The sequence below is a fragment of the Pseudomonas sp. SWRI99 genome, from assembly GCF_014270125.1.
GTDB lineage: Bacteria > Pseudomonadota > Gammaproteobacteria > Pseudomonadales > Pseudomonadaceae > Aquipseudomonas > Aquipseudomonas hamedanensis.
The window spans coordinates 71,773-84,230 of record NZ_JABWQR010000031.1; the positions used below are offsets into that span (position 1 = coordinate 71,773).

At 61.2% G+C, this 12,458-nt stretch carries 13 protein-coding genes; 6 read left to right on the forward strand and 7 right to left on the reverse strand.

Annotated elements, in window-relative coordinates:
• Nucleotides 1-30: 30 nt before the first annotated feature.
• Entirely contained in the window at nt 31-1,299 is a 1,269-nt protein-coding gene (locus HU743_RS22465; RefSeq protein WP_186651305.1) for an Hsp70 family protein, read from the forward strand.
• A gap of 102 nt (nt 1,300-1,401) precedes the next feature.
• Here the strand turns inward: HU743_RS22465 and HU743_RS22470 are convergent, their stop codons facing one another.
• The 3 genes from HU743_RS22470 to HU743_RS22480 form a co-directional block, all read right to left on the reverse strand.
• Entirely contained in the window at nt 1,402-2,415 is a 1,014-nt protein-coding gene (locus HU743_RS22470; protein ID WP_186547559.1) for a hypothetical protein, read from the reverse strand.
• 263 nt (nt 2,416-2,678) lie between these two features.
• On the reverse strand, nt 2,679-2,984 hold the full coding sequence (locus HU743_RS22475; protein WP_186547561.1) for a PsiF family protein: 306 nt from the start codon (nt 2,982-2,984) through the stop codon (nt 2,679-2,681).
• A gap of 63 nt (nt 2,985-3,047) precedes the next feature.
• Entirely contained in the window at nt 3,048-3,842 is a 795-nt protein-coding gene (locus HU743_RS22480; protein WP_186651307.1) for a helix-turn-helix transcriptional regulator, read from the reverse strand.
• A 96-nt stretch (nt 3,843-3,938) separates the two neighbouring features.
• Between HU743_RS22480 and HU743_RS22485 the strand changes: the two genes are divergently transcribed.
• Nucleotides 3,939-4,826 (forward strand): DMT family transporter, encoded by an 888-nt coding sequence (locus HU743_RS22485; RefSeq protein ID WP_186651309.1) that lies wholly within the window; start codon nt 3,939-3,941, stop codon nt 4,824-4,826.
• 123 nt (nt 4,827-4,949) lie between these two features.
• Here HU743_RS22485 and HU743_RS22490 read toward each other — a convergent pair whose 3' ends face one another.
• The 3 genes from HU743_RS22490 to HU743_RS22500 all read right to left on the reverse strand — a co-directional run bounded on the left by HU743_RS22490 (nt 4,950) and on the right by HU743_RS22500 (nt 6,864).
• Nucleotides 4,950-5,828, reverse strand: a complete 879-nt coding sequence (locus HU743_RS22490) for a triacylglycerol lipase (RefSeq protein ID WP_186651311.1) — start codon at nt 5,826-5,828, stop codon at nt 4,950-4,952.
• Between the two features lie 91 nt (nt 5,829-5,919).
• Complete coding sequence (locus tag HU743_RS22495) at nt 5,920-6,225, reverse strand: multidrug efflux SMR transporter (RefSeq protein WP_186632482.1); 306 nt, start codon at nt 6,223-6,225, stop codon at nt 5,920-5,922.
• A complete protein-coding gene (locus HU743_RS22500) occupies nt 6,226-6,864 on the reverse strand; it encodes an NAD(P)H-dependent oxidoreductase (protein WP_186651313.1) in 639 nt (212 codons plus the stop codon).
• Nucleotides 6,865-6,984: 120 nt separating this feature from the next.
• Here HU743_RS22500 and HU743_RS22505 point away from each other — a divergent pair, with 120 nt between their 5' ends.
• Entirely contained in the window at nt 6,985-7,923 is a 939-nt protein-coding gene (locus HU743_RS22505) for a LysR substrate-binding domain-containing protein (RefSeq protein ID WP_186651315.1), read from the forward strand.
• A gap of 99 nt (nt 7,924-8,022) precedes the next feature.
• The gene (locus HU743_RS22510) at nt 8,023-8,553 is read left to right on the forward strand and encodes a ferritin-like domain-containing protein (protein ID WP_186547575.1); all 531 of its coding nucleotides are present in this window, start codon (nt 8,023-8,025) and stop codon (nt 8,551-8,553) included.
• Between the two features lie 120 nt (nt 8,554-8,673).
• On the opposite strand, the gene HU743_RS22515 is transcribed toward HU743_RS22510, so the two are convergent.
• A complete protein-coding gene (locus HU743_RS22515; protein ID WP_186651317.1) occupies nt 8,674-10,749 on the reverse strand; it encodes an AsmA family protein in 2,076 nt (691 codons plus the stop codon).
• 382 nt (nt 10,750-11,131) lie between these two features.
• On the opposite strand from HU743_RS22515, the gene HU743_RS22520 reads away from it, so the two are divergent.
• Nucleotides 11,132-11,599 (forward strand): hypothetical protein, encoded by a 468-nt coding sequence (locus HU743_RS22520; RefSeq protein ID WP_186632494.1) that lies wholly within the window; start codon nt 11,132-11,134, stop codon nt 11,597-11,599.
• 153 nt (nt 11,600-11,752) lie between these two features.
• Nucleotides 11,753-12,385, forward strand: coding sequence for a TetR family transcriptional regulator (locus tag HU743_RS22525; protein WP_186623839.1), 633 nt, complete (start codon nt 11,753-11,755; stop codon nt 12,383-12,385).
• Nucleotides 12,386-12,458: the final 73 nt, after the last annotated feature.

The window sequence follows — 12,458 nt, forward strand, 5'->3', positions numbered from 1 at the left end:
GCGGCCGTTTTTTGACCGGAACCGAAAGACATGAAAGACGCCTCTCCAGCCCGTGCCTGTGGCATCGACTTCGGCACGTCCAACTCCACCGTCGGCTGGCTGCGCCCCGGCATGGACACCATGATTGCGCTGGAAGACGACAAGATCACCCTGCCGTCGGTGGTCTTCTTCAATATCGAGGAGCGCCGCCCGGTGTACGGTCGTCTGGCGCTGCACGAATACCTGGAAGGCTACGAAGGCCGGCTGATGCGCTCGCTGAAAAGCCTGCTCGGCTCCAAGCTGATCAAGCATGACACCAGCGTTCTCGGCACGGCCATGCCGTTCAAGGACTTGCTCGGGCTGTTCATCGGCCAGCTCAAGGCCCGCGCCGAGACCACCGCCGGGCGGGAATTCGAGCAAGTGGTGCTGGGCCGTCCGGTGTTTTTCGTCGATGACGATCCGCTGGCCGACCAGGAAGCCGAAGACACTCTGGTCGAAGTGGCGCGCAAAATCGGTTTCAAGGACGTGTCGTTTCAGTATGAGCCGATCGCGGCGGCATTCGACTATGAGTCGACCATCGAAAAGGAAGAGCTGGTGCTGATCGTCGACATCGGCGGCGGTACGTCCGACTTCTCGCTGGTGCGCCTGTCGCCCGAGCGGCGCGGTGTCGAGAACCGTCACGACGACATCCTCGCCACCGGCGGCGTGCACATCGGTGGAACCGACTTCGACAAGCAACTGAGCCTGCAAGGCCTGATGCCGCTGTTCGGTTATGGCAGCCGCATGAAGAGCGGCGCCTACATGCCGACCAGCCACCACATGAACCTGGCGACCTGGCACACCATCAACTCGGTGTACTCACAGAAAACCAGCCTGGCGCTGGCCAGCATGCGTTACGACATCGAGGACACCGGCGGCATCGATCGTCTGTTCAAATTGATCGAACAACGTGCCGGCCACTGGCTGGCGATGGAAGTGGAAGAAACCAAGATTCAATTGACCCACGCCGATAGCCGCCACGTGCCGCTGGACCGCATCGAGGCCGGGCTGAGTGTAGAGCTGACGCGTGCGCTGTTCGAATCGGCGATCGAAGCGCTGTTGGAGCGGGTGCGCGGCAGTGTCACGCAGCTGTTGAATGACGCCGGCGTGGCGGTCGATCAGGTCGACACGGTGTTCTTCACTGGCGGTTCCAGCGGCATCCCGGCGCTGCGCAACAGCGTCTCGGCAATGCTGCCGAACGCGCGGCATGTTGAAGGGAATATCTTTGGCAGCATTGGTAGCGGCTTGGCGATTGAGGCCCGCAAACGCTACGGCGTTTGACGCCAGCTTCGAGCTGCAAGCTTCAAGCTACAAGTCAAAGCAGAAGCAAGAGCGATCACCCGTTCTTGCTTTTCTCTTGCGGCTTGAAGCTTGCAGCTGCTGTTAAACCATTCCTCCGAGCTTCAATTCGCTCTTCAGGTACGCATAATAAATCGGCCCCGCCACCACCCCTGGCAGGCCGAACGCGGCTTCGAACACCAGCATCGCCAGCAGCAACTCCCACGACTTCGCACTGATCTGCCCGCCGACGATGCGCGCATTGAGGAAGTATTCGAGCTTGTGGATAAAGATCAGATAACCCAGCGCAGCCATCGCCACCCAGATCGACAGCGACAGGCCGACGATAGTGATCAGCGTGTTCGATATCAGGTTGCCGATTACCGGCAGCAGGCCGAGCAGGAAGGTCAGCACGATCAGGGTCTTGGTCAGCGGCAGCTTGATGCCCAGCATCGGCAGGACCACCGCGAGGAAGATGCCGGTGAAGAAGGTGTTGAGCAGGGAAATCTTGATCTGCGCAAAAACGATGTTGCGAAACGCCTGCACCAGCAGATGCAAACGGTCGAACAGGGCGGCGGCCAAAGGCTTGCGCTTGGTCACGTCGGGAATGCGCTGCAGAGCGATGATCGCGCCGAGCACCATGCCGATCAGCAACGTGACGAACATGTGCGCGGCGTCCTTGCCGACCAGTTGCAGGTCGGACAGGTGTTTGCTCATCCATTCGCCGATCGCCACGCGAAACTCCGCCGCGCTGGCCGGCAGATAAGCGTCGATGAACGGCGGCAACTGCCCGCGCGCACGGTCGACCACGCCCATGAATTTATCGAGCGAGGCGCCCGGGTTTTCCGCTTCGTGCAAAAGAAAACTGATGGCCCCGGCGAAGAGCAAAGCCAGCACACTGACCACCAACGTGCCCAGCAACGCCACCGCCAGCCAGCGCGCACGCCGCCCTTCGATCAGCCGTTGCAGTTGCGGGGTGAGCATGTTGACCAACTCGAACACCAACAAGCCGGCCAACAGGCTCGGCAGCAAGCGCAGTGGCAGCACCAGCAGCAAACCGCCAAATATGATGATGCAGCTGACCCAGAACACAACATGACGCTCAGAAAACGTTGGCATACAGCCTCAAAACGAACGGCGTGAAAGGATGGGCAGTCTGCCAGCGATCCGGGGTTAGCACTAGGGATATGCGGGTGAGAGATTGGCGGTGCGCTCACCGACGCTTTCGCGAGCAGGCTCGCTCCCACAGGGGAATGCATTTCAAATGTGGGAGCGAGCCTGCTCGCGAAGAGGCCCGCCCGCCGAAAAGATCGCAGCCTGCGGCAGCTCCTACAGGATCGCGGTCTCATGTAGGAGCTGCCGCAGGCTGCGATCTTTTGATCTTATTTCTTTTTCAGGCAATCACTCATGAACGCCTTGCGCGCATCCCCCGTCAGCGCCTGGGTTTTCGCATCGGCATTGCAGGTGCTCATTTTCTGCTGCTGCGGCGTCAGCACCTTGCCATCGTTGGCCGCAGGCGCCGCTTTCAGGCAGGTGCTCATGAAGGCTTTGCGCTCGTCGCCCTTGAGGCTCTTGGCGGTCGCATCGGCATTGCAGGTGGTCATCTTGTTTTGTTGCGCCGTGGCGGCGAAACCCTGGGAACACAGGAGCAAACCAATCATCAACAACGGGACACGCAACATCTTCATGGAGTTTTCTCCTTGTCGCCGCACCGATGGATGCAGCCTCTGCAGGAGTGTAGCCAAATCCTGTTACACCTTCCTGCCTTCCAGGTGACTGCGCCGATACTGCTCCGGCGTACAGCCGGCCTGCCGGGCGAACATGGCGATAAACGCCGAGCCGCTGCTGTAGCCCAGATCAAAGGCGATTTCCTGCACGCTGCGCGCCGTATCAAGTAGCTCGATCGCCGCCAGATAACGCAAGCGTTGACGCCATTCGCCAAAACTCATCCCCAGTTCGCGGACAAACTGCCGCGCCAGCGTGCGCTCGCTGACATGCACTTGCGCCGCCCAATGCGCCAGCGGCTGATTGCTGCCCGGTTCGGCCTGCAAGGCGTCGAGAATCGCCAGCAAACCGGGGCTGCTGGCGTAGGGCAGATAACACTCATGCACTGGCGCCTGTTGCAACTGATCGACCAGCACCTGGGCCAGACGCCGGTCGGATTCCTGCTCGGGTATCTTCACGTCGCGGGCGGCGAAGTCCTTGAGAATCGCCTTGAGAATGTCACTGATCGCCAGTGTGCAGGCCTGTGCCGGCAGTCCGGCGCAGACCTGCCGGTCCAGACACACCGCACGATAGTTGACCGGCTGATGGCTGTAGAAGCTGTGTTCAATCTGCGGCGGCACCCACACGGCGTACTGCGGGGGCGACATGAAGCGGCTGCCGCCGACGTCCATGTGCAGCACGCCGTGGGCGGCGTATTCCAGCGTTCCCCAAGGGTGCCGGTGCGGTGCGGCGAACTCGTGGGCGCTGAAATCGGCATAGCGGAAATACACCGCTGACGGCAGTTCGCTGAAATCCAGCAGATCGATGTGTTTGCTGTTCATGCTGTCCGGTTGCAAAGGCAGGTTGTCCGGTTCGCAGTATAGGCCTGCATCCAGACAGAGGATAATTGCGCTTCATCAACGTACTGGTTTCAACTCATGCAATACGCGTTTCCCCTGCTGGCGATTTTTATCTGGGCCGGTAATACCGTAATCAACAAACTGGCCGTCGGGGCGATTTTTCCCGCCGAGATCGGTTTCTACCGCTGGCTGCTGGCCGGGTTGCTGTTTACCCCTTTCATGCTTAAACAGGTGATTGCGCACTGGCCGCAGATTCGTCCCAACCTGGGGCGGATTTTCGTCCTCGGCGTGCTCGGCATGGCCGTGTACCAAAGCCTGGCGTATTTCGCTGCCACCCTGACCACTGCGACCAACATGGGCATTATTCTGTCGCTGATGCCGCTGATGTCACTGGCCATGGCGATCATCAGCCTCGGCCAGCGCCTCACCGCCGGGGCACTGGTCGGTGCGGTGCTGTCGTTTGCCGGCGTGCTGGTGGTCGTGTCGTCCGGCAGCCTCGGCGCGTTGTTGCAGCACGGGGTCAATCTGGGTGACGCGATGATGCTGATCGCCACCCTCGCCTACGCGGTTTACAGCACCTTGCTGAAAAAATGGCAGCTGCGTTTGCCGCCCTTGGTCCTGCTGTACTTGCAGGTGCTGGTGGCGATTGTGGTGTTGTTTCCGTTGTTTGCCGTCTCGCCGAAAACCGGTCTGACCCTGCAGAACATTCCGCTGGTGCTGTATGCCTGCCTGCTCGCCTCGATGGTCGCGCCGCTGGCATGGATGCAGGCTGTGCAGCGCCTGGGCCCGAGCCGCACGACGTTGTTTTTCAATCTGCTGCCGTTGATTACGGCATTGATTGCGGCGGTGGTGTTGAAAGAGCAGTTGGCGCTGTATCACCTGGTGGGTGGGTTGCTTACGTTGGGTGGGGTGGTTTTGTCTGAGCGCTGGACCACGGTGCTGGGCCGCAAAATCAGCGTCGCCTGAACCGTCCCTGTGGCGAGGGAGCTTGCTCCCGCTGGGGCGCGAAGCGGCCCCGCTCTTGAAAATCCAAAGCAGGGGCCTGCTGCGCAGTCCAGCGGGAGCAAGCTCCCTCGCCACAGCAGCGAATCAAAGCCCGGCCGCCTCCAGCCGCGCCGCATGCTCGACAAACAGTCGCACCGGATCCGCGCCCTTGCCGACCAGTCCCAGCGACTGGTTGACGATGTCGAAATGATCCAGCGGATAGTCATCGCCGATCACCATGCCCAGGTGCGAGCTATAGCGCCCGACCATGCCGTCGCACTGCCCCGGTTCGCGGACAAAGGTTCTGGCGAACAAGCGGCAACTGCGATTCGTCCCGTCAAAAAGATTGCCGCCACGATCAGTCTTGCCCGGCTGCAACGTCCCCGACCATGAGTAATAGCGCACGCCATTGACCTCCTCCGGCCCGTGCCCGCCCCAGGTTGGCGGCAAGCCCTGTGGATAACGCTGATTGAACAGCGCCACGCCCGCGCGGGTCAGCGATTGGTGCGAGGCGTGGATATCCACCGGCAGTTTCGGCCCGTGGTAGCCGGTTTCCATCAGCGCCATCAGCCAGCCGACCCAGCGCAGCAGCGCTTCGAGCAGACGGCCCTTGGCACTGTCGGCGGGATAGTGTTTTTCCAGATAATCGGCCAGTTCCGAGCCGTGATTGGGGCCTGCCACGGAGGTTACCGAAGCAACCAGATCCGGCCGTTTTGCAGCAGCGTAGCGAGCCGTCAACGCGCCCTGGCTATGGCCGAACAGGTTGACCTTCAGCGCGCCGGTTTCACGCAGGATTTCGTCGATCCGCGCCAGCAACTGCTCGCCGCGCACCTCGGTCGAATTGAGCGGCGAGACCTGCACGGCGATCACCGTCGCACCACCACGGCGCAGCGCCTTGATGATCCCGTACCAGTAGGGGTAAAGCAGCAGCCGGACAAATCCGAGCATGCCCGGCACCAGCACCAGTGGATAACGTGTCGACATGGGTAAACGTCCTTGTGGTCGGTGAGTGGCTGCAAGACGTGCAAGACGCCCGCCAAGCATCCACCCCGATGATGACAACTCCACCTCCAGCCTACTTCAGCCCCACCACCCCCGCCACAATCAGCCCCACCGAAAGCAGTTTGACCAGGGTCAGGCTTTCGCCCAGCAAGGCAAATCCGAGGAACACCGTGCCGAGCGAGCCAATCGCGGTCCAGATCGGATAGGCAATGCTCACCGGCAGGTCGCGCATCGCCAGGGTCAGAAAGTAAATCCCGCCGACCGCCGCAACCACCGTGATCAGCGACGGCCAGGGCCGGGTGAAGCCTTCGGCGTATTTCATGCCCATGGCAAAAGTGACTTCAAACCCGGCGGCGATCAGCAAGAACAGCCAGGCCATCTAGAACACCCTGGCCAGGTCGAGCAGGCGTTGCTCGGCCTCGGCCACCGACACGGCGAAAGTGCGTTCGGCAGATTCTTCGCCTTCTGCGGCCACCACACTGACATCGTTGATGCCGACGAACCCCAGTGCCGTGCGCAACCACGGATCGGCATGATTCAGCGCCTCAAGCGCGCCGCCCGGGCCAAAGCCGAAGCCACCGCGACTGGTGACGACCAAGGCTTTTTTGCCTTGCAGCAACGGGGTGTACTGGGCGACACCGTTGTCCAACGTGTGATCGAAAGTCAGCCCCAGGCGCACGATCTGATCCACCCAGGCCTTGAGGCCGCTGGGCACACTGAAGTTGTACATCGGCGTGGAGATCAGCAGCAAATCATGCTCGAACAATTCGCCGACCAGTTGATCGCTCAGCGCCAGATCAGCCTGCATCGACAACGGACGCGCGTCAGGCTCGGGATAAAACGCCGCCGCCACAAACGCCTCATTGACCGGCGGCACCAGCACTCGGCCGACCTCCCGACGGGTGATATGCCCCTCTGGATGACGCGCCTGCCAAGCGCTCAAAAAACCCTCCGCCAGACGCCGCGAAGTCGACCGATCCCCTCTGGGACTGGCATGCACCACAAGAATCCTGCTCATCTATAATTCCTCCGACTAGAATCAAACCACTTGTGGCTTGAAGCTTGAAGCTCATAGCTGCCCCTATTCAAATGAGCAAAAGTCAGTCGGGATGAGTTCATTTCATCCATGGAGTGTTGAATGTTTGCCTCGCTGCCCCTGACCGCCCTGCGCGCCTTCGAGTCGGCTTCGCGGTTATCCAGTTTCAAAGCCGCCGCCGAGGAGTTGTCGGTGACGCCGACGGCGATTTCCCACCAGATTCGCTCGCTGGAAGACTGGCTCGGCGTCGCCCTGTTCGAACGCTTGCCGCGTCAGGTGCGCCTGACCGAGGGCGGTGAGCGGCTGTTTCGCAGCCTGCACGGCGCCCTGCTGGAAGTGGCGCAGAGCGTCGACACCCTGCGCCCCCACCGCAGCGGCAGCAGCCTGACGCTGTCGACCACGGCGGCGTTTGCGGCGCTGTGGCTGGTGCCACGCCTCGGCCGGTTTTATGCGCAACATCCGCACATCAATGTGCGCATCGACACCCATTGCGAAGTCATTGATCTGCATCAGGACGCCAGTGTCGATCTGGTCCTGCGCTACAGCCTCGACGATTACCCGAACCTTTATGGCCTGTGCCTGTTCGACGAGTCGTTCGCGGTGTACGGCTCGCCCGAGCAGGTGGCGCTGGCCGCGCGACGCACGCCGACGCTGATCAGCGTGCGCTGGCACAACTCCAGACTTTATGCGCATGGCTGGCAAGCGTGGTGCGACAAGGCCGGCGAGCGCTGGCTCGATCAGCAGCCGGTCAACCGCGAATACGACGAGGAACATTACGCACTGCAAGCGGCCATCGCCGGCCAGGGCCTGGTGCTGGCGAGCAATGTTCTGGTGTCGGAAAGCGTCGCCAGCGGTTTGCTGGTGCCCTACCGCGGTGAAGTACAGGTCGACGGCGCCGGTTACAGCGCGCTCTGCGTGCCGGGACGGGAACGGCATCCGCCGGTACGCGCATTTTTTCGCTGGTTGCAGGACGAAGCGCGGTTGTCCGGGCTGACGCCAAGAGCGCAGCCTTCGGCCGCTACCGCAGGGAACCCGGCATGAAACCGATAAAACTTTTCCCGGCGCGCAGGAATCACAACCTGGGTAGCGACCGCGTCAGCAGAACGTGGCGCCTGACGGATTAGCCTCCAGGAGAATGAAATGAGTGACCTGCATTTGTCTGATGTTCAAACCCTGCGTGAGCGCGCCCGGCAACACGTGGAAAACGGCGCGGTCACCGAGAGTTACAGCGCCAACCGGGAAGAGGTGCTGCGCCTGCTCAATGAATCGCTGGCCACCGAACTGGTCTGCACCTTGCGCTACAAGCGCCACTATTTCATGGCCAACGGCCTGAAAGCCAACGTCGCCGCCGATGAGTTTCTCGAGCATGCCAATCAGGAAGCCGAGCACGCCGATCGCCTGGCCGAACGCATTGTGCAACTGGGCGGCGAGCCCGAATTCAACCCCGACCTGTTGAGCCAGCTGTCCCACGCGCAATACGTGGCCGGCAATACCTTGAAAGAGATGGTCTACGAGGACCTGGTCGCCGAGCGCATCGCCATCGACAGCTACCGCGAGATCATCCAGTACCTGGGCGACAAGGACCCGACCACCCGGCGCATCTTCGAAGACATCCTGGCCGAGGAAGAAGAGCATGCCGATGACATGGCGGACATTCTGAAAGATTTGTAACGCCAGTCAGGCCGCATTCGCGAGCAGGCTCGCTCCCACATTTGATCACCTTTCAACTGAAGGAATGCATTCGAATGTGGGAGCGGGCTTGCTCGCGAAGGGGCCTCTACAGGCGCCCCATTACTTGCTGGGTTTAACAGTCACAGGCGCCTTGCCCTGCTTCATCTGTTCCAGCAACGGCGCACACTGATTCGGCTCGCCGCCGCTCGGCGCGACCAGCGCCAACAAGCCCGCCGCCGGTGCCGCGATCACGCCCAGCGCGACCATCCCCGCCCCGCGCAGCATCAACGGCACGGCCTTGACGCCCGCATCCGGCTTGATGAACTTGCCGCGCACATACAACGGCGACCGCAGCGAGATCAGGCGCCAGCCCTTGGACTCCGGCGTCACCGTCAGGTCGAGTTGCTCGGTGGCCATGTTCGCCGTGCCGTCGACGTAGATGATCGCGTTCTCGGTGTCGAACACAAACAGGCGCGTCGTCGCCAGGCCGGTCTTGATGTCGAAGTCGGCCGCCGCGCAGTTGATCTTCACTTCCTTGTCGCCAAAGATTTTGCCGACCACATAGTTACCAACGTTGAGCCCGGCCAACTCCATCAGTTCACGACTGATGGCGCCGTCATTGATCAGCATCTTCAGGCTACCGTTGGCGCTACCGAGCAGCCTGGCCACGGAGTTGCCGCGACCGCTGATATCGGCATCGCCGTGCAGCTCACCGAAACTGGTCTGCATCGGCTCGAACGTCGGGAACAGCTCCTTGAGCTTGAATTTGCGTGCGGTCAATCGCGCCCGGCCTTCCAACGGCTCGGTGCGGCCATTGAGGCGGATCTGCGCATCCAGCGTGCCGCCGGCCACGCCGAAGCGCAGCGGTTCGAGGCTGAGCTCGCCATCGTTGAGTTTCAGGTGGGTATAGAGGTCGTTGAACGGCAGCTTTTCGCTGTGAACGATGCGCTTGCCGGTGAATTCGACATCGGCGTCCATGGCGCGCCAGCGGTCGGTCTTGAACTCTTCGACCGGCAACACCTTGTCCGCCGGTTGCTTGCTCGCACCGCCACGGGCTTTTTGCTCGGCGTTGGAGTCGGCACCAATCAGCGGTGCGAGGTCGGCAAACAGCAGTTGATTGGACAGCAGCGCGCCACTGAGTTTTGGCCGTGGCTGACTGGCGACATAAGTCAGATCGCCATGGATGTCACTGTCGCCGATCTTGCCGTTGAATTTTTCATAGGTGAATGTCGCACCGCCCGGTTCATGCAGTTTGGCGATCAGATGACCGTCAGTGGAGTACGGCGGTGTGTCCGGCAGGGTCACGCCGGTCAGTGGGTAAAGATTGCCGAGACTGTCGCCAGCGAGTTTCAGGCGCAGGTCGAGGGCGCCGAGGTTGAGTGGATCGGTCAGGGTGCCGGCCAGTTCGATACGCGTGTCGCCGATCTTCGCCTGCGCCTGCAACGGGAACGGCTTGCTCGCGTCCTGCAACGCCAGCAAGCCGCCGATCTTGCCCTGCCCGGTCAGATTCTGCCCGTGGTATCGACCTTTGACCTTGAGCGCAAAGGCGTAATCCTGTGGTGCGCCGCCCTTGTCCTGAGCGGTTTTTGCCGCTTTGTCGCCGACAATCTCGCTGAACGGAATCGGTTTGCCGAGCGGATCAATCAACACATCGAGATCGGTCTTGAGCGTCTGATCGTCGAGGGTCACGTGGCCCTTGTCGAAGCCAATCGCGCCGATGTCGACGACCCAGTTCGACGGCTCGGCATTCGGGTCTTTCGGATCAAACTGGAACGTCCAGTTGGCCCGGCCATCGGCCAGGCGTTGCAGCTGGGCATTCGGCTCGGTCAGGTCGATCCGCGGAATCACCACGCGCTGCGCCAGCAAGGCCAGCGGCGAGATGCGCAGCTCGACCCGTTTCAGCGTGACCATTTGCGGCTGTTTCGACCAGTCCGGATTGCCCAGGCTCAAGTCCTCGGCGACCACATGCGGCCACGGTACCCAGGCGCGCCAGCCGCCCTGCTCCGGCTCGCGCTGCCAGATCACCGCGAGATTGCCGTTGATGGCGAACGCCCGATGCAGTTCTTCCGACACTTTGGCGTTGATGGTCGGTTTGATCCGGTTCCAGTCGAAAAACACGATGATCAGAATCAGCGCTGCCAGCAGCAGCGCGAAAATGGCGAAGGTCCAGCTGAAGATTTTTCCAGTGCGCGTCATGCACAAAGCTCCTGATCACGACCGCACGCCAACCCCGACGCACAGCTAAAACGGCAGACCGAAGCGGCCCTTATGCAGTCTGTGACTGGCGAAAGGCCCGCAGGTTTTATCCAAAGGCAGTTTAAGCCATAAACAGCGCAGCAAATCTGACCGATCGGTCTAGGTGTGTTACCGCAACCCGCACATTTGCGAGGCGCGAGTGAGTCGAAAATACCCACGACGGTGCACAACCGTCGCCCGCAAAGGCCCGATCTAGAGCCTCCCCGCAGAACAATCAATTCTGTTGATTATTACCATTGCGTTTATGAACTTTTATATCGACTTATCGAGAGTAGCATTGCCTCCGTACCCACTTTATCGCCCTCCCAAGGAGCAACCCATCATGAAACGCCAATTACTGCTCAGCCTTACCCTGTCGATGTTAGCCAGTACCGCTTTTGCCCTGCCGGCTGCCGATCAGGCGACCCCACAAGTGAAAACCAGCCACTCGGTATTCAGCCAGACCGTTGCTGCGGACGGCTCTGACCGTACCCCACAAGGTCAGACCCTGGCTGAAGGCGGTCGTGATCGCCTGGAAGAAAAAGGCCTGGTTCAAGACGGTTCCGATCGCACGCCACAAGGCCAGATTCTGGCATCCGACGGTAGCGACCGCACCCCACAAGGTCAGACCCTCGCATCTGATGGCAGCGACCGTACTCCTCAAGGCCAGACCCTGGCATCCGACGGCAGCGACCGCACTCCACAAGGCCAGACCTTGGCGGATGACGGCTTCGATAAAACCCCACTGGGTCAAGCACTCGCCGAAGGCGGTGGTGACCGTGTGATCGAACGCAACAGCCAATTGAGCTAAGCCCATGGCGGCCTGGCAAAAAAGCCCAATCACCGGATTGGGCTTTTGACTTTTCAAACCCCGTAAAATCCTGCGCGCCACCTTCTCCCGTTCGACGCCGATAAAGCCGATTTGCTAGAGTGCGGCGCTTGTCCTGTCGAAGAACACCCTGCGATGCTGCCCCGCGCCGAACAGAAACAACAGACCCGCAACGCCCTGATGGACGCTGCCCGCCACCTGATGGAAAGCGGCCGAGGATTCGGCAGCCTGAGCCTGCGCGAAGTGAGCAAAACCGCCGGGATCGTGCCCACCGGTTTTTACCGCCATTTCGCCGACATGGACGAACTCGGCCTGGTGCTGGTCAGCGAAGTCGGCCAGACCTTCCGCGAAACCATCCGCCTGGTGCGCCACAACGAATTCGTCATGGGCGGCATCATCGATGCCTCGGTGCGGATTTTTCTTGATGTGGTCAGCGCCAACCGCTCGCAATTTCTGTTTCTGGCGCGTGAGCAGTACGGCGGCTCGCTGCCGGTGCGCCAGGCCATCGGGCGCTTGCGCGAAAACATCAGTGCCGACCTGGCCGCCGACCTGACCCTGATGCCCAAGCTCCAGCACCTGGACCCTGCCGGTCTGGGTGTGGTGGCCGACCTGATCGTCAAATCGGTGTTCGCCACCCTGCCGGACATCATCGACCCACCCGCCGCCGCCCTGCCGGAGCACCTGACGCCCCAGGCAAAGATTACCCAACAACTGCGCTTCATCTTTATCGGCCTCAAGCACTGGCAAGGGCTGGGCAGTACCGAGTAACCCCCTTCTCTACCTGACACACCGCAAATCCCCCCTGTAGGAGTGAGCCTGCTCGCGATAGCGGTTTGTCCTG